This is a genomic window from Actinomyces sp. oral taxon 169 (assembly GCF_013394715.1).
GTDB lineage: Bacteria > Actinomycetota > Actinomycetes > Actinomycetales > Actinomycetaceae > Actinomyces.
Map to the genome: position 1 here is coordinate 995,610 of NZ_CP058259.1, position 17,394 is coordinate 1,013,003.

Below are 17,394 nucleotides of genomic sequence, written 5' to 3' on the forward strand. Positions count from 1 at the left end.
ATGTCCCAAAGCCCCGCCCCCCGTCACCTCGGAAGCTCCTACATCATGGAGACCCGGATCGGTGCGGGTGCCCAGGGAGAGGTCTGGCGCGGTCGGCGCACGGACGCCCGGGAGACCTTGGCCTTCAAGGTTCTGCGTGCGGAGCTGGTGGAGAACCCCGACGTCGTGGAGCGCTTCATCAAGGAGCGCTCCACTCTGCTGCGGGTGCGCAGCCCCTATGTCGTCGCCATTCGTGACGTCGTCATCGAGGGCTCCACCTTCGCGATCGTCATGGACTACGTCAACGGCGGCGACCTGCGAGATCTTCTGAGGTCTCACGGCAGTCTGCCACCTGCGCAGGTGGCGTCCCTGGGGACACGTATCGCTCAGGGACTGTTCGCGGTTCATCGCGCCGGCGTGATCCACCGGGACATCAAACCCGCCAATGTCCTGCTCAGCTCCCGTCCCAGCCGGGGCGGCGACCCGGCTGAGACGGTCGTCGTTGGTGTCGCCCCGGGAGGGGAGGTGCCCGAGACCGTTGTGCCCCGACTGGCGGACTTCGGGGTGGCGCGCATCTGCGACACCTTCTCCGCCTCCCACCTCACCGGGGCCATCGGTACACCGCTGTACATGGCGCCGGAGATCCTGTCGCTACAGGCCCCGACCTCCGCCGCCGACATCTACTCACTGGGCATCATGCTCTACGAGATGGCGTGCGGGACGACGCCGTTCGTGGGGGAGCCCGCCCAGCTGCTGAGCCAGCACGCCCGACGTGATGCGGGCCGGCCCCTGGGAGTGCCCGACCCGCTGTGGGAGCTCATCGCCGCGATGATCTCCAAGCAGCCCGACATGCGTCCTTCCATTGAGGAGGTCGCCCAGCGCCTGGACGTCATGCAGTCCGCTCTGGCCGGTCTGCCCGCAGCGCCGCGACTGGCCTCGCCCCCGCAGTCGACGGCCTCGCTCGTTCCCTACGACTGGGACGCCGTTCCTGCTGCCGAGCCCGCGGCGCCGCCGGCGACGCTGCCGAGTCCCTCGGCGACCTCGGCCACGATGGCCTTCGCCCCGGATGCGCCGACCCTGGTGGGCGGGCAGCAGTACGTCCCCGGCCCCGGACAGGTTCCGCTCAGCCCGGGAACGGCAGGGACCGCGGGCTTCGCCGGTCCTGCGATGCCGGCCAGCCCCGGTATCTCCAGTCCCTCCGCCCCCGCTTTCTACAGTCAGCCGGGCTCGCAGCACCCGCAGGCTGCAACGGGGGGACCGCAGGCCGGCGCGCGTCGGCGGTGGTGGCGCCGTCGATGGGTGGCTGTGGCCGCCGTGGTCACCGTCCTGGCAGTGGTGGGGGCGAGCGCGACCTGGTGGTACTTCTTCTCCGGAGCGCAGATCGACAACCGGTGGGCGGCGGCGCTGCCCGCCGGCAACAGTGTCCGGGAGGAGCTGCGCTACGCGGAGACCTCCGAGCCCGTCCCGTCCGCAGACGGAACCACGATCGCCTTCCAACGCGATGGCAAGAAGCACCTCGTGGATCTCACGAAGAGCACGACGACGCCGGTGTGGAGCGGTGAGTGCTTCAAGGTCCGCCCCTGGGTCGGTGGCTCGATGCTCTGCACCCAGGCCAGTGACGAGTCCACGGTGATCGGGGCCGCGGGCAAGACCTCCAAGGTGCCTTTCTCCAAGGGGTCCTTCTATATCGGCGCGACATCTGACCTCGGCATCGTGTCCGACAAGGGGGAGTCCTCCGACGGCGGCTCCATGAAGGCCTACGACGCATCCGGCAAGGAGAAGTGGACCGCTTCGGGTCAGTACGAGGCAGGCCGGGTCGACAACGGTTTCATCCTCACCTACGAGAACAAGTCGCGACAGTTCCAGGTGCTGTCCGCCAAGAACGGCGAGGTGCTCGTCTCCGAGCCCGGCAAGCAGCAGGGCTCGGACTTCGATGAGGACACTCGATTTCCCGGTGGATTCAATATCGCGTCCGGGTCGGAGGCCTTCTCGAGAGTGACGTCCTCGGGCGCCACGATCTACAAGGCCAACGGCAGCGAGGCGGCAACCGTCTCAGGCAAGTTCTCGGAGAAGCACTGGTGGGCTGCGTCAGCGCCCCTGGATGCCTCGTCCCTGAAGGATGCGTACTCCTCCTTGGCCAAGGCATCGTCCTCGACCACCCCGGTCATCGGCCCCAGCGGCACGGTCGACGTCGTCATCGATACGAGCGCCTGCACGGCCAAGGTCGGCAGTAAGAAGCTCGCGCTGCCTGAGTTCTCGCAGCGCGAGGGCTGCCACATCAGGCCCATCGGGCTACTCAGTGACGGGCAGGTGCTGGTCGAGGTCGGAAGGCAGAGCATATGGGACAGTGAACCGGGCAACCTCGTCGTCGCCGTATCGCCCGATACGGGCAAGGTCGGTTGGAAGACCCCCGGCGCCTATGGCGGTACGGTCCCTCCCGCCAAGGGCCAGAGCGACGCCCGTCTTCTGGTCGCCCAAGGCGCCTCCTACTACTTCGATCTGGTGGTCTGCCGCATCACCAGCAAGTAGGAGCACCCGCGACACACGGCCGATACGTGACGCCGGGGTGCCGACCAGCTCTGTGGTCGGCACCCCGGCGCCCATGTCGGGAGAGCTTGAGAAGAGGATCAGCGACGCCCGCGGCGGGCCAGGGCAACGTAGCACACCACCATGCACGCCAGGCCGATGGCTGAGAGTATGCCGTAGTCCGTCAGCCACTGCCCGGTCTCGTGCTTCCACAGCGCGTCGTCACGGTTGGGCAGGATGGCGAGCATCTCCAACGTGGAGGAGGCCATGGCGTAACCCCATCGCGACGGCATGAACCAGGCGAGCTGCTCGAAGACCGCCCGTCCCGCGATCGGGATGATGCCGCCGGACAGGACCAGCTGGGCCATGATGGAGACCACCAGGACCGGCATGACCTGTTCGGAGGAGGAGACCATCGCGGAGACGGCCAGCCCCAGGAGCCCGGAGACGAAGGCGACGGCCCAGCAGCAGAAGGCCAGCTCCAGCCCCGGCCACCCCTCCAGGATGACGGCATCTGAGGGGCCCTTGTTGAGGGCCAGGGCGATGCCCAGCATCAGTGCGGTCTGAATGGTGGTGATGAGCGCCAGGATGGTCGCCTTGGAGAACAGGTAGGCGCCGGATCTCAGGCCGACGGCCTTCTCCCGCAGGAAGACGTCCCGCTCCCCAATGAGGTCACGGATGGTCGCTGACATCCCGGAGAAGGCTGCCCCGGTGATGAGAATGACCAACAGCTGCAGGGCCTGGCTGGAGTACTTGATGATCGGGGGAGTGGGGTTCTCCGGCGTCGGGGGAGTGGGCTCCGGGTAGTGGGGGACCGCGAAGCCGTCGCTGCCCTCAATCGCCTTGGTCAGCAGTCCCATGATGATGGGGAGCAGCAGCATGAAGGCGAGGTAGGACGGGTCGGCCGCCACGATCCGCAGCTGGCGCCGCACGAGGGTCGAGACCTGCCTGAGCACGGACTGCTGCTTGGGCGGCTTCTCCTGCGTCGCCGGTCCCGCGGCCGCTGCGGGAGCCCCTCCGCGCCGAGTCGAGGGCACCGTGGCCTCCATGTACTGACGCAGCTCTGCGGTGTGGTTGCGGATGAGGGCGTAGACATCGGCGTAGCCGTCCACGGCGGGCGGGTCGGGCAGGGTTCCCTTCGGCGTGTTGAGCAGCAGGCGGCCCTGAGAGGCGATCTCGTTGAGCCTCTGGCGGAAGTAGGGGAGTACCTCGCGGGGGGAGCCGTAGTAGACGGGCTTGCCTCCCGCAGCCAGGATGAGGACCTTGTCCGCGCGGTCGATGTGGTTCTCGTTGTGGGTGACGACGACGACCGTGCGGCCGCTGTCACCGGGACGTGTCCCGTGAGCCAGGGACGCCAGCAGGTCCATGACGTCACGGTCCAGCTGGGGGTCCAGGCCGGAGGTGGGCTCGTCGAGGAACAGGAGGCTGGGGCGTGTCAGCAGCTCGATGGCGGTGGAGACCCGCTTGCGCTGGCCTCCGGAGAGCTTCTTGACCCGCTTGTCCACGTGCGCGGTCAAGTCAAGATCCTCCAGGACCTCGGCGATGCGTTGGCGCCGCTCGGCCTTGGACACGTCCTTGGCGAAGCGCAGCTCAGCGGCGTACTCGAGGGTCTTGCGGACAGTGAGGGCCGAGTGGATGACGTCGCTCTGGGGGACCACACCGATCTTGTTGCGCATGACCGGGTAGTGCTCGTACACGTCCAGCCCGTTGAAGAGCACCTGGCCCTCCTGGGCCTTCTGCTCGCCGGTGAGGGCCTTGAGCAGCGTCGACTTCCCAGCTCCCGACGGGCCGACGACGGCCAGCAACTCGTTGCCCGGCAGGGAGAAGGAGATGCCGTCGAGCAGCGTCATGCTGCCGTTGTTGACCCGGAAGGTCAGGTCCTTACCCACCAGCTCGCCGCCGGCTCCGCCGGCAACCTGGACCTCGCACAGACCGTCCGGGCTCAGGGCGATGAAGGTCGATCCCAGACCTATCAGCACGGGCTGGGTGACTTGGACCTGTGACACGCGCTGCCCGGCGACGTAGAGGCCGTTGGTGGATCCCAGGTCGGTGACGACCATGCCGTTGGGGGAGACGTCGATACGGGCGTGGTGCTTGGAGATGAGCGGGTCATCCAGGACCAGGGTGTTGTCGGGCGCGCGCCCGATGGTGCCCGAGGAGGTGATGCGGAAGGACTTGAGCGTGTGGCGTGAGGTGGGGAAGGCTCCCGAACCCGCTGAGCTCGATGAGGGAGGCGCCTGGCGGCCCGGGGGTGCCACGTAGGTGGCCGCAGAGGATGCCGATGCCATGGCCTGGGGCATGGGCGCGGACTGCGCCGACAGGGCCGCGGCCGGGGGCGGACCCGCCGGGCGCTGGAGGGGGGCGGCTTGCGGTGCGGAGGCCGCGCTCGGCTGTGATGGGATGAAGGGGGCGCTTGGCGCGGATGGCGCGGGCCGGCCCATCTGCTGGGGCTGGTTGGGGGCACCGGCCTGAGGCAGGCTACCGGAGACGACCGGAGTGAGCCCCAGCGCCGGTCCGGAGGCGTCGCCCAGCTGGATTCGAGTGCCCTGAGTCACGAGCGCCTCGTGCGTCACGGCCCCGTTGACGAGCATGCCGTTACGGCCCTGGCACCTCACCGCCCACCCGGTCGGGGTGGGGGTCACCTGGAGGTGGGTGCGGGAGACGAGGGGGTGGACGATCTGAACGTCGCTGTCCGGTGAGCGTCCCACGGTGAAAGGAGTGGTGAAGGTGTGGGGCTCCAGTGATGACTGGGCGGAGAGGGAGCGCACGATGAGTGCGGGAGTGGGCAAGGCGCAGTCCTTCCGGAGGGGTGGGATGGGGCTGCGGCCACGATACTGTTGTTTCGTCGTCGTCGCTAAGAGTGAGGACTCCCCGGCGTGAGGTTGGATACACGCGGATGACGCCGTCGGGGCAGGTGCGGGCCCTCCCTGGTGTTGATCGAATCGGTCACAGGGTTGTTGCAGTGCAATCACGGTCGTATTGCGGCGAGGGTGCTCAGCAGCGTGAGATGTCAACGTCGCGGCTGCGCAGAACCGTTCGCTCGTTCAGATCGATGCGTTCTCGTCATGGCGACGTGATCTTCTCGAGATCGCCTTCTGGTGCTGACGACCGCCTCGGGGCGTCCCCCTCGTCGGGGCGGGGCCGCCGGGTTGATGGCGTAGGCTGGTGAGGCGCTTCGCGCACGCCTCCGTAGCTCAATGGATAGAGCATCGGCCTTCTAATCCGCAGGTTGCCGGTTCGAGTCCGGCCGGGGGCACTGGCGGTCGAGACCGAGAAGGTTGATATTCCGCGGACTATCGACCGTTCGGGTCGCCGACTCGCCGGGGCTGTGACGATGGTGTCGCCTCATCGCCCCGTTAACGCACCGCTGTGGAGGACGCGGTCGACGGCTGCGTTCCCGGCCCGTCTGAGAGTGTCATCCCCCTTCTCGAGGGGGACTCGGCGCGCGCTCGCGGTGGTCACAGCGGAGTGACAGGAGATTCTCACTGAGCTTGCGACACATGTGGTGTGAACTGTCGAGATCAATCGTCGACTCTGCTGCGCTGTGCTCATAGTGTTGGCACATGCCCGCTCCTGTCCCCTCGCGCCACTCCAAGGACGACACCCCCGTCTCCGCCCTGAGTCGCGCTCAGCTCCTCGATGTCCTGTCCGACCTGGTCCGGGACCTCGAGCGCCTCGACCTGGCCCTGAGTGCCGACGGCATCGAGGCTGCGCGCACGTTGCGCGACGGTCTCATCGGACAGGTCCGTGACCAGGTCATTCCCCGCCTCCAGGATGCTGATGTTCCCTCCATCGTGGTGGTTGGGGGATCCACGGGGGCCGGGAAGTCCACACTCGTCAACTCCGTGCTCGGCCAGGAGGTCTCAGTTGCCGGAGTACTCCGGCCCACCACTCGGACCCCTGTCCTGGTGGCCAATCCTGAGGATATGGACTCGCTGTCCGAGCACCCTCTGACCCAGGTCTGCCGCCAGGAGGTCTCCGCTGCCATTCCGGCCGGCCTGGCCCTGATCGATGCCTCGGACCTGGACTCCGTGCACGAGGCCAACCGGGCTCTGGCCGGCAGGCTGCTGGAGGCCGCCGACCTGTGGCTCTTCGTCACCACCGCGGCGCGTTACGGCGACCAGACGCCGTGGACGACGCTGGAGGAGGCCGCGCGCCGCGAGACCCCCATCGGCGTGGTTCTCAACCGGGTACCGGCGAAGATCCTGCCCGAGGTGCGTCGGGATCTCATCACCCGTTTGCAGGGGCTGGGGCTGTCGGAGGCGCCCTTCTTCGTCGTCCCGGACGCCGGGCCGCACGAGGGGCTCCTGTCGGGTGACGGCGTCAGCGAGCTGCGTGACTGGCTGCAGCTCCTCGCCGGGCGTCACCGTGCAGCCGGTCTCGTGCGGCGTACCGGCAGAGGGGTGTGGAGCACTCTGCGCGTCGACCTGGAGCGCCTGGCCGACGACGTCGACGCCCAGGACGCGGTGGCCCGGGAGCTGGAGAGGACGTGCCAGGAGCTGAGGGAGACCGCCATTGAGGCGTTGAGCGCCGACATCAGGGCCGGTTCAGCAGGCCAGGGCGCCACCGCCACCCGGTGGATCACCCTGGCCTCGTCCGGAGGCCCCCTGGCCTCGCTGGCCCAGGGGGGCAGGCTGCGCAGAGGATTCCTGGGGCGGGCGGACAAGGCCCGGGCCGAGGGGCTCTCCCAGCTGGCCAACGATGCCCGCGAGGCCCTGGCCAACCAGCTCCAGGCCGCCATGATCGCCTTGAGCGCCGAGGCTCGTAGGGCCTGGGCCGAGGCGGGGGCCGAGGAGCATGCCCGCAGGCTCCTGGGGCAGGGTGATGACGCAGCCGCGACCATTGAGGCCTGGGTCGGCTACCTGGAGGCCAATATCGAGAGCCCGCAGGACATCCGTAGACTGAGCCCCGGTAGTGTCATCGACCTCCTCATCTCCGCGGCAGCCGGTGTTGACGGGGCTGTTGCATCCGCCAGACGCCTGGGACTGGAGGAGCAGACCGCTCAGGCCAGTGCTCTTCTGGTGGAAGCGGTCACCGAGGCGCTGACTGCCACAGTCCCCAAGGGGGCGGCCACCTCGCTCGCCCCCGCCCCTGGGTTCGCCGCTGCGCTGCGTCTGCGCTCGGGCGAGCTAAAGCCCTTCACCCGTCCCGGAGCCATAGCATGAGCCATTCCGAATCCGTCCCCTCCACCTCCTCGGCGCACACAGGGTTCGAGGTGCTCGACGCCGAGCACCTCGATGCCCGTCTCAGCGCGGTTCGGGAGGCGCTGCGCCTGTGCCCCACGGAGGTCCCGGCCTCCCTGTCTATCCCTGCTCACAAGGCGCTCGATGCCGTGGCCCAGCGTCTGGCGCTGGGAGTGGATCACACCGTCGTAGCGCTTTTCGGGGGCACCGGTTCGGGCAAGTCGTCGCTGTTCAACGCCTTGACCCAGCTGAACTTCGCAGATGTCGGCGCGCGTCGCCCCACGACCTCGCGGGCCGCCGCCTGCTCCTGGGGTGACGACGCCGGCCCGCTCCTGGACTTCCTCGGGGTCTCCTCGGAACGGCGAATCCGGAGGGACTCGATCCTTGACGGCGAGGACCAGGGCTCCATGGCCGGCCTGGTCCTGCTCGACGTCCCCGACTACGACTCGGTGACGACGGAGCATTCCCTACAGGTGGATCGCCTCGTTCCGCTGGCAGACATCCTCGTGTGGGTGGTCGATCCTCAGAAGTACGCCGACGCGGCCCTGCACGACGGCTACCTGCGCGGACTGGGCGCCCGCCAGGAGGACATGCTCGTCCTGGTCAACCAGGTGGACACCCTCCCGGAGAGCGGCTTGGCGAGTCTGCTCGACGACGTCGGCTCTCTTCTCAAGGACGACGGGCTCAGTCAGGTTCAGGTGCTCCCGGTCTCGGCCGTGCGCGGCGATAACCTCGATGTCGTGCGCAGCATGCTGCGTCAGCGCGTCGCCCGGGAGTCCAACGCGGCACGCACGGCCTCGGCCGAGCTCGACGCGATCACCCGTCGCCTGCGTCCCACGGTGGCTCGCAACAAGGTGGAGCTTGATGCCGAGCTCACCGAGGAGACCACCAAGGTGCTGCTGCAGGCTTCCGGCGCCCAGGCGGTGGAGGACTCGGTGAGGGCAGGGCTGTCCAGGGTGCTTCCCAGGGCCCTGGCCCGTCCCGAACCACCCTCGCGCACCGCAGTGTCCTCGGCCCACTCCACCTGGGTCCACCGCACCTCGCAGGGGCTGCCGCCCACGTGGGCCCGGAGTCTGGAGGCCTCCGTCGTTACCCCGGAGACCTTGGCGGGGCAGACCGCCGAGGCGGTCGGGTCAGTGGCGCTGCCGGGGCACCGCCAGCCGCTGATCGACCTGCTGTGGTGGGGAGGCCTGCTCATGGTGCTCGGCGGGGTGTCATGGCTGACCGCCTCCGTGGTGCGAGAGGGGCTCGAGGTCCTGCACCGCAGCATCGAGATCGCCCCGGTCTGCCTCATCGCCGTCGGTCTCATGGCGCTGCTGGTCGCCACGGTGCGCCGGCGCAGCAGAGCGCGCCGTGAGGCGCAGCGCTATGGACAACGGGTGCGTGACCGCCTGGAGTCCGTGGTTGAGCGGGGACTGAGCCAGCCGGCCGGCAAGATCCTGGACAAGCACCGGGTGCTGCAATCGGCTCTGGGGCTCTAACCCCGTCTGTGCAAGGCCGCCGTGTGGCCACAGCCCTGAGCCTGCCCTTCGGTGAGACAGAGGTGGGGACTGAGCACGGGGCCGGCTGGGCACCTGAGGGACGGGCCGAGCACCGTTGTGGTGAAGAGGCGGCAGAGGGCCGCCCGCCCACAACCAAGGAGCCCCTCATGACTCGTCAGCTCGACCTCACCGTCCAGGGCGTCGTCGGAACCAATCCGGTCCTGTCCCGTGTCGGGGACAATGCCCGTCCCTACTGCCGTTTCCGCGTCGCCGTCACCCCCACCTACCGCACTGAGCAGGGCTGGAACAATGCCGAGACGATCTGGTTCACCGCCAAGGCGTGGGGCCAGCTCGCCGCCAATCTGAGCCATTCCCTGCGCAAAGGGGACGCAGTCCTGCTCACCGGACGGTTCTCCCAGGAGTCCTGGGAGAACAACGGCAGGAAGCACGAGACCAACGTCATCACGCTTCAGTCCGCCGGTCACGACCTGACCAGAGGGGAGTCCCGCTTTGCGCGCGTCAGAGCCGCGGAGTCGGCGCCGTCGGCCTCCTCGGGGGCGGGAACCGGTGATGCCGAGCTCGAGCCCGGTAGCGAGGAGCGCGTCCCGTCGGATCACTGGGAGGTTGAGGCGGCGGCCTCGGACGCATCGGCTTCACCGGCCCCGGGGTCCGCAGTTGCCCAGGAGTCCGCAGAGTCCACCGAGCTCACTGAGTCCACCGGGCTTGGTCAGTCCAGCCCGACGCACGCGCAGAGCCCTGAGTCCTTCGTCATCGATCCGGCCTGTGCGCACACTGAAGATCAGTCCGGGGAGTCGTGGCCCGTCTATGAGCTCGCCGATGATCTCGTCGAGCAGGCCCTCGGGGTCAGTTGATGTCGGAGTGCGCGCGCAGAAGGTAGTCCAGGTCTGCGGGATGGGCGACCTCGAGGACCTCGATGAGGATGCGGGTCACCAGGTCGGCGGTCTCGTCTGCGTCTGACAGCAGCCTGGCGAAGACGTGATGGCTCTCCTGCCAACCGATCGCACCCAGGATTCTGCGCTCGGTGGGGCCCAGCAGCACCCGTCCCTGCGCATCGAGCTCGGGTAGCGAGACCTCGATGCCGTCGGAGCGTCCGACGAGGACCACGCCCGGCAGGTCCGGGGAGGGGACCGGGGGAGTGATGAGGGACAGTCTCGCCAGCAGCTGCGACCAGCGCCCCTGGGGAACCAGCTCCTCGGGCTTGACCATGGGGAGCGGGGCAGTCAGCAGCAGGGTGCCGCCGGAGGGGTCAATGGCGGCCTCGACGGATTCTCCCCGCTGCGCGGGCGGCCTGCACACCTCGTCGAGGAATCGGGCCAGCGACGAGGTGAAGCCCGCCCAGGAACCCAGGTCGACGCGATCCTCGAAGGCGCGTGTCAGCGCGGGCGATAGGGAGGTCTCACTCATGCTGCCAAGCCTAGGGTGCGTTGCCGGTCAGTGGTTGGAGCTTGGGGTTGTCGAGGTCTGGGATCACAGGAGGATCACGCCGCGTCCCGGCCATCACAAGCCACATCGACGCTGGGCGTGTCACGGCGGAAAAATGGCGTGTCGGCGCATACGGTGGCCACAACGCCATGAACCCGAGTGCCGTGCTCGGGGCGCAGCAGGGGAGCAACGAGCAGATGATCCGCTTCAACCACGTCTCGAAGGTCTATGACCGGGGGATGCGTCCGGCGCTCGACGACGTCGACATCAAGATCAATCGTGACGAGTTCGTGTTCCTTGTCGGCGCCTCGGGATCGGGCAAGTCGACCTTCCTGAGGCTGGTCATCCGGGAGGAGCGCCCCACCAAGGGACGCATCCACGTCCTGGGACGTGACCTGTCGAAGATCTCCTCGTGGAAGGTGCCCCAGCTGCGGCAGGAGATCGGCTTCGTCTTCCAGGACTTCCGGCTCCTGGAGAACAAGACCGTCCTGGAGAACGTGGCGCTGGCCTCCCAGGTCATCGGTAAGCCGCGCCACTACATCCTCTCTGCTGTGCCCGAGGCCCTCGATCTGGTGGGGCTGGCCGGCAAGGAGAGGCGACTGCCGCACGAGCTCTCCGGGGGTGAGCAGCAGCGCGTGGCGATCGCCCGGGCCATGGTCAACCGGCCCAAGCTCCTCCTGGCCGATGAGCCCACCGGGAACCTGGACCCCTCGACGTCGGTCGGGATCATGCGTCTGCTCGACCGCATCAACCGGCAGGGGACCACGGTCGTCATGGCGACTCACGACGACGAGATCGTCGACCAGATGCGTAAACGCGTCATCGAGCTCAAGGGCGGCGAGGTCGTGCGCGACCAGGACCGCGGCGTCTACGGCTCGGACCGCTGAAGGAGAAGAACTGTGAGACTGCGTTTCGTCCTGTCGGAGACCGCCAAGGGCATGTACCGGAACCTGGCGATGACGGTGTCCGTGATTCTCGTTGCCTTCGTGTCGCTGCTCTTCGTCGGGGCCTCGTCGCTGCTACAGAGCCAGATCTCGACCATGAAGGGCGACTGGTACGACAAGGTCGAGGTCTCGGTCTACATGTGCCCCAAGTCCTCGGCCTCCTCCAGCTGCGCCAACGGCGAGGCCACCGCCGCTCAGATCAGCGAGGTCGAGAACCTCATCACCAGCGGCGCCCCCTCCGGCTACGTCAAGTCCTACCAGATGGAGACCAAGGCCCAGGCCTATCAGAACTTCATGAAGGCCTACGCCAAGTCCGCCGTCGGGAGGAACGCGACGGAGGACATGATGCCTGTGTCCTTCCGCATCAAGCTCAAGGACGCCGAGAACTACAAGCTGGTGGCTGAGCAGTTCGAGGGGCACAGCGGCGTGGAGCGGGTGGTCGACCAGCGTTCCACCCTCGAGCCGCTCTTCCTCGTGATGAACCGGGCCTCCTGGATCACGGGAGGGCTGGCGACCATCATGGCGGTGGCCGCGGTGCTGCTCATCTCGACGACCATCAGGCTGTCGGCCATGTCCCGCTCCCGACAGACCGGGATCATGCGTCTGGTGGGGGCCTCGAACCTCTTCATCCAGCTGCCCTTCATCCTCGAAGGGGTCATCGCCGCCCTCACCGGGGCGATTCTCGCCGTGGCCACGCTGTGGCTGGGAGTCCGCTACGTCGTGGAGGGGTGGCTCGCCTCATCCATCTCCTTCACGAGCGCCTTCATCAGCACCAGGGATGTCCTCTTCCTGTCGCCCTGGCTGATCCTGGCCGCCATCGCGCTGGCCGCGGTCTCCTCCGCCCTATCGCTGTCCAAGTACACGAGGATCTGATCTCACATGCTGTCTCGTCTGTTCCTGCGCCGCTCACGCCGGCGTGCCGCAGTCTGCGCCCTGGCGGCCGCCAGCCTCGTCTTCTTCTACTCCGGGGACATCTCCCTGGCTGATGAGCGAGACGACGCCGTTGCCAAGCAGAACGAGGCGCAGCGCAAGCAGCAGCAGGTGATGTCCTCGCTGGAGGGGGTTAGTGCCGATCTGGGGCAGGCATACATCTCGCTTCAGAACGCCCAGGCCTCCTTGAGCACCGCGGAGACCCAGCTGACCACCGCTGAGACGAATCTGGCCGCCAAGGAGAGGGAGCAGCAGATCGCCAGTGACCGCCTGACCACGGCGCAGAACAGCCTGGAGACGGTCAAGAAGGAGTCCGAGGCGTCCAAGAAGACGGCCGAGGAGACCTCCGACTCTGTGGCGGAGATCGTGGTGTCCACCTATCAGGGGGACAACTCGGTGACCTCATGGAGCTATGTCCTCGCCTCTCAGGACGTCGAGGAGCTCAGCCAGCGCGCCTCCGCGGTTGAGATCGGCTCGGGGGTCCAGGAAGCAGTACTGTCCGCCGCCGAGGTCGAGCGTGCTCAGAACGCCAACCGTGAGGCCAGGCAGAATGCTGCCACCACGCGAGTCAGCACGCTCAAGACCGAGGCCGATACCGCCGAGGCGAACGCCAAGGCCGCCCGGGACGCGGCCAAGACCAAGCGGGACGAGGTCGCCAAGCTGGCTGCCCAGAAGAAGTCGGCCGCCGAGGCGCTGGAGAGCCGTAAGAGCGATCTGCAGTCCCAGCTCAACCAGGCCAACGCCGATGCTGCGGCAGCGGCCGCACGAGTCGCCCAGATCGACGCCGCCAACCGGGCCGCGGCGAGCGCCGGAACGATGCCCTCTGTCCCCGCCAGCTCGATCGGCGCCGACTCCCTGGGAAGCGGGTACATCGGACACCCGATCACCGGCCCGCTCGAGGTGACCTCGCCCTTCGGGTACCGCGTCCACCCGGTCACCGGTGTTGCCACAGGGCACCAGGGGGTTGACTTCGCCGCGAGTGAGGGAACTCCCCAGTACGCGGCGGTCTCCGGGGTGGCCACCTACTGGGACTCCGAGTCCTGTGGCATCGGCATTGACATCAACGGCGGCATCATTGACGGGCACTCCTACGTCATCACCCTGTGCCACCTCTCCTCGCGCAGCATCGCCGACGGCCAGCAGGTCAAGCGCGGCGACGTCGTCGGCGCGACCGGCTCAACCGGCTATGCCACCGGGGCGCACGTCCACTTCCAGGTGGCCCAGGACGGGGCGTACATCGACCCGATGTCCCTGCCCGGCTTCTAGTCGGGTCGTTCTTGACGGGGCCCGTAGACTCCTGTCCCTGCGCGTCGTCGTGTCGCGCCACGATGCCCCGGTCGGGCTCGGCCCGCTCGGAGGGGACTCCGGGCCGTGCTGACATGGGAGCGCCAGCCATCCCGTACTCGTGAAAGGACAGGCCGATGACCCCTGCCTCCAAGTCCACTCGGGCGCCCAAGCCAACGGCCGGGCAGAAGGCGAAGGCCGCCTCCGACGCCCACAAGACGGTGGCCCGGAATCGCAAGGCGACCCACGACTACTTCATCGAGGACCGCTACGAGGCGGGGCTGGTCCTCACGGGTACCGAGGTCAAGGCGCTGCGCATGGGGCGGGCCTCGCTGACCGAGGCGTGGATCGAGATCGACCGCCATGGCGAGGCCTGGCTCCAGGGGGCGCATATCCCCGAGTACCTGCAGGGGACGTGGAACAACCACTCCCCGCGTCGCAAGCGCAAGCTGCTCCTGCACCGCAGCGAGCTGGAGCGCCTTGCGACCAGGGTTCAGGCCAAGGGCTACACGGTGGTCCCGCTGGAGCTGTACTTCATCGGGGGACGCGCCAAGCTGGAGATCGCCCTGGCTCGGGGTAAGCAGGACTGGGACAAGCGTCAGGCGCTGCGTGAGGCGCAGGACAAGCGGGAGGCGGCCCGGGCCATGGCAGCCGCCAACCGGCGTCGGGGCTGAGGCAGGAGGGAGCAGGGCTCCTTGAGCGTTTCTATCTGCTGACCGGCCGCGTGAGGAACGGAGCAGTAGCCCTCAGTGCTCTCGTCTCCTGGTTCTGCTAGAGTGGTCTGGCTCTGTTGAGAGCGCGTTCCTGGTCTCCTGCGGGAGCCCGGTGACACTTCCATAGGGGATGATCGGTTTCGACGACGGTCGTAGGTTCAGGAGAAGCGGGTCGAGGATGCGCAGTCATCTCGTCAACGCTCTGCGCGAACCAATAGGTGCCGATAACACTCGCACCGACTTCGCCCTCGCCGCCTGAGCGAGCCTCGAAGTCCGTCAGCCCGGGGAGCGCTTCCGCCCCGGTTCCTGGCGTCATCTAGGAAGCCACTGCTGAGAGCCCGTGTCGGTAGGGCTCTCGGGACTTTTCATCGACTGAGCCCGTCGGCGTCCTTGCTCGCGTGAGACGCCGGGGCTGAGAAAAACGCTAGCGAGCTGCACCCGGAGAAGTCCTGTTGTGCGGCCGTCGGACGGGGGTTCGATTCCCCCCATCTCCACTTGAGGGGGAAGTGTCGAACTCGTGCTTTCGGGCATACATTCGCACTTCCTCCGCTCTGTCACCGCTGAGAAGGGCCTCTTCCAGGTCCTCGAACTCGATGGGCTTCTCGCTGTCGTAGTAGTAGGACACGATGACGATCTGGTTCGGCCCGACGAAGACCTTGTCGACGAAGTAGTCGAACAGCTGATCGCGTGTGTCGACGGTGTCGATCGTAGCTTCGGCGAACCTCTTGTAGAACGATCCGATTGAGACCTCGTCCTCGAAGAGGGTTGCCTTGACACGCTCGGTCTGGATCGCGGCGTCGAGTTCTTGTTTCTGGGCCTCCAGGGCGTTCATGGCCTCAGCGGTCGACGCGTTGAAGATCCCCTGGGCGATCGCCTTGACGAAGTTGGCGAGCTTGGCCTCGATGTCCCTCCTGCGGGCCTCCAGCGCATTGAGGACCTCATCGCCGCGCTCGTGGGTCTTGCGGTAGTGGTCGGCTAGGTCGACAGCCAGCGAGGCCAGCATTTCAGGCTGATGGAGGAAGGACTCGATGATCTCTATGACGCGGGTCTCGATCTCGTCCTTGCGCAACGTCTTGGCTGAGCACTTCTTCTTGCGCTGATTGAGGCAGTAGTAGTAGCGGTAGGTTCGGCCTGTCTTGGATGTGCCGCTCACGCCCTCCATCGATTCGCCGCACGTCAGACAGTACATGCGCCCCGTGAGCCAGTAGACGGGCGCTTCCTCGCCCTGGGCGGCCAGTTCGGCCTTTGTCTTGGCCCCGCAACGCTTGTTGATTGCGAACCTGCGTTGGACCTGCTCGAAGACGTCGTCGGCGACGAGGCGGGGCATGCCGTCCTCGATGACGTGCTCCCCGAAGGAGTACTCGCCGATGTAGGCGCGGTTCTTCAGAAGCTTGTTCAGGTTCTTGGGTGTGAACTGGTATCCACGGATCGTGCGGATGCCCTGGGCGTTCAGACGATCCGCGATCTTCTGCATTGAGACGCCGTGGGCGTAGTCGTCGAAGATCTGGGTGACAATGGGCGCGGTCTCCGGGTCCGCTACGTACCGTTTGTCGGAGCCCACGGAGAAGCCGAAGATCTTGTGGCCGTTGCTCAGCGCCCGCTCGGCGTTATACCGCTGGCCTCGTCGGATGTTGGCTGAGAGCTGGAGCGAGTAGTACTCGGCGAAGGCGTCCGCTACTCCCTCCATGAGAACCGAGTCGGGTGAGTCGGTGGGGGAGATTCCCTCGATGTAGTGCACACGGGCACCGGCCTTGCGGATTGTCTGCTTGACCAGGATCAGCTCGGTGCGTTTGCGTGCCAGACGGTCGTTCTTCCACACCGCGACGTAGGCGGGCTTGATCTTCGGGAGCTCGCGCAGCATGAGCTGGTAGCCGGGCCGGTCGGCGTTGGTGCCGGTCTTGGCTGCGTCTTCGTACTCGTTCACGACGACGAGACTCTGTGACTTCGCCCACTTGTGGACCATCTCGCGCTGCTGCTCGATAGAGGCCTCGTTCTGGGAAGAGGAGGAGTACCGGTAGTACGCAACGACCATCTGATTGTCGTTGTACGGGGGCATAGGCCTCACGATTTTCCTCCTCGTCCAGTCTCATCAACAATCCTACGGCGTGATCGTCACACTGAAGGTCAGGCCGGCCATGGGGTGGGAGCAGGGGGCCGTCGCCGACGGCCCGAGGTTGGCAATAGAGGTGGTCGGGCTGTTCCCGTGAGTGTCCTTACCGAGACTGGAGTATCGCAGCCCGACCTCTCCTTACTTGGGAGGTTCCAATGTCAATGAAAACCGATGCTCAGCCCGCTGTGTGGCTCGGATGCTTGAGCTGCAACAACAGCGGCCACCTGGTCGGCCGCTGGTTCCCCTGCGACATGATCGAAGAGGTTACCCTCGCCGAGGTCCACGGAGGCCAGGAGTATGTATACCCAGGCTGCGAAGAGGTGCTCGCGCTCGACTCTGAGTACCTCCCACGTGGCGTCAGTAAGATCTCGCAGCCGCGGGCGGCTGCCTGGGGTGAGATCTTCGTCGACGTCGGAAGTGACCGCTGGGAGGAGCTTCTCGCCTGGTACGAGAACTGCTCACCTTCCCTGGACGTTAACGGCGTGCCGTCGGCCAGCGAGTTCGAGGAGGCCGATCAGGGCTGCTGGGACTCATTCCGTGAGTTCGTGGAGTCCTGGGCCGACGACTGCGGCGTGTTCTACCAGTGGCCGGAGGACGCTGTCCGGCACTTCGACTGGGACAAGTACGAGCGCGACTGCCGGCACGACTTCACCGTTGTCGATGCCCCTTGCGGCGGTGTCTTCGTCTTCCACAACCTGTAGAGGAGGGGTGTCGTTGTGAGTGTGGAGTCGAATGCGTGCGACCATGTCGCACGGTTCAGATGGCACGTGGGTGACCCCAGCATGTCGCTTGGGGAGGCGG

General features: G+C 67.0%; 11 protein-coding genes, 1 tRNA gene, 1 other RNA gene and 1 pseudogene. 11 read left to right on the plus strand and 3 right to left on the minus strand.

The window, feature by feature from the left end; all coding sequences use genetic code 11:
- Positions 1 to 2,508, plus strand: coding sequence for a serine/threonine-protein kinase (locus tag HW274_RS04265; RefSeq protein ID WP_185989284.1), 2,508 nt, complete (start codon positions 1 to 3; stop codon positions 2,506 to 2,508).
- Between the two features lie 98 nt (positions 2,509 to 2,606).
- On the opposite strand, the gene HW274_RS04270 is transcribed toward HW274_RS04265, so the two are convergent.
- The gene (locus HW274_RS04270; protein ID WP_185989285.1) at positions 2,607 to 5,294 is read right to left on the minus strand and encodes an ATP-binding cassette domain-containing protein; all 2,688 of its coding nucleotides are present in this window, start codon (positions 5,292 to 5,294) and stop codon (positions 2,607 to 2,609) included.
- Between the two features lie 394 nt (positions 5,295 to 5,688).
- Between HW274_RS04270 and HW274_RS04275 the strand changes: the two genes are divergently transcribed.
- The 4 genes from HW274_RS04275 (at position 5,689) to HW274_RS04290 (ending at position 10,041) form a co-directional block, all read left to right on the plus strand.
- A tRNA-Arg gene (locus HW274_RS04275) sits at positions 5,689 to 5,761 on the plus strand.
- A 307-nt stretch (positions 5,762 to 6,068) separates the two neighbouring features.
- A complete protein-coding gene (locus HW274_RS04280) occupies positions 6,069 to 7,670 on the plus strand; it encodes an ABC transporter (protein WP_185989286.1) in 1,602 nt (533 codons plus the stop codon).
- On the plus strand, positions 7,667 to 9,169 hold the full coding sequence (locus tag HW274_RS04285; protein WP_185989287.1) for a GTPase: 1,503 nt from the start codon (positions 7,667 to 7,669) through the stop codon (positions 9,167 to 9,169). Before HW274_RS04280 ends, HW274_RS04285 begins: the two co-directional genes overlap by 4 nt.
- Before the next feature lie 167 nt (positions 9,170 to 9,336).
- Positions 9,337 to 10,041 (plus strand): single-stranded DNA-binding protein, encoded by a 705-nt coding sequence (locus HW274_RS04290; RefSeq protein ID WP_075255223.1) that lies wholly within the window; start codon positions 9,337 to 9,339, stop codon positions 10,039 to 10,041.
- Here the strand turns inward: HW274_RS04290 and HW274_RS04295 are convergent.
- Positions 10,034 to 10,594, minus strand: coding sequence for a TY-Chap domain-containing protein (locus HW274_RS04295; RefSeq protein ID WP_075255224.1), 561 nt, complete (start codon positions 10,592 to 10,594; stop codon positions 10,034 to 10,036). The genes HW274_RS04290 and HW274_RS04295 overlap by 8 nt on opposite strands.
- A 215-nt stretch (positions 10,595 to 10,809) precedes the next feature.
- On the opposite strand from HW274_RS04295, the gene ftsE reads away from it, so the two are divergent.
- From ftsE to ssrA, 5 genes are all read left to right on the plus strand, one after another.
- Positions 10,810 to 11,499, plus strand: coding sequence for a cell division ATP-binding protein FtsE (gene ftsE / locus HW274_RS04300; protein WP_004565300.1), 690 nt, complete (start codon positions 10,810 to 10,812; stop codon positions 11,497 to 11,499).
- A gap of 12 nt (positions 11,500 to 11,511) precedes the next feature.
- Positions 11,512 to 12,429: a permease-like cell division protein FtsX gene (gene ftsX, locus HW274_RS04305; protein ID WP_075255225.1), complete on the plus strand. Its 918-nt coding sequence runs from the start codon at positions 11,512 to 11,514 to the stop codon at positions 12,427 to 12,429.
- 6 nt (positions 12,430 to 12,435) lie between these two features.
- The gene (locus HW274_RS04310; RefSeq protein WP_004565298.1) at positions 12,436 to 13,752 is read left to right on the plus strand and encodes a peptidoglycan DD-metalloendopeptidase family protein; all 1,317 of its coding nucleotides are present in this window, start codon (positions 12,436 to 12,438) and stop codon (positions 13,750 to 13,752) included.
- Between the two features lie 155 nt (positions 13,753 to 13,907).
- Positions 13,908 to 14,444 (plus strand): SsrA-binding protein SmpB, encoded by a 537-nt coding sequence (gene smpB / locus HW274_RS04315; RefSeq protein ID WP_185989288.1) that lies wholly within the window; start codon positions 13,908 to 13,910, stop codon positions 14,442 to 14,444.
- 165 nt (positions 14,445 to 14,609) lie between these two features.
- Positions 14,610 to 14,980, plus strand: a transfer-messenger RNA (tmRNA) gene (ssrA, locus tag HW274_RS04320).
- A gap of 548 nt (positions 14,981 to 15,528) precedes the next feature.
- On the opposite strand, the pseudogene HW274_RS12985 reads toward ssrA, so the two are convergent.
- Positions 15,529 to 16,539, minus strand: a pseudogene (locus HW274_RS12985) (recombinase family protein); the annotation flags it as partial.
- Positions 16,540 to 16,748: 209 nt separating this feature from the next.
- Here HW274_RS12985 and HW274_RS04330 point away from each other — a divergent pair.
- Positions 16,749 to 17,294: an antirestriction protein ArdA gene (locus tag HW274_RS04330; RefSeq protein WP_070661689.1), complete on the plus strand. Its 546-nt coding sequence runs from the start codon at positions 16,749 to 16,751 to the stop codon at positions 17,292 to 17,294.
- The last annotated feature ends 100 nt before the right edge of the window (positions 17,295 to 17,394 follow it).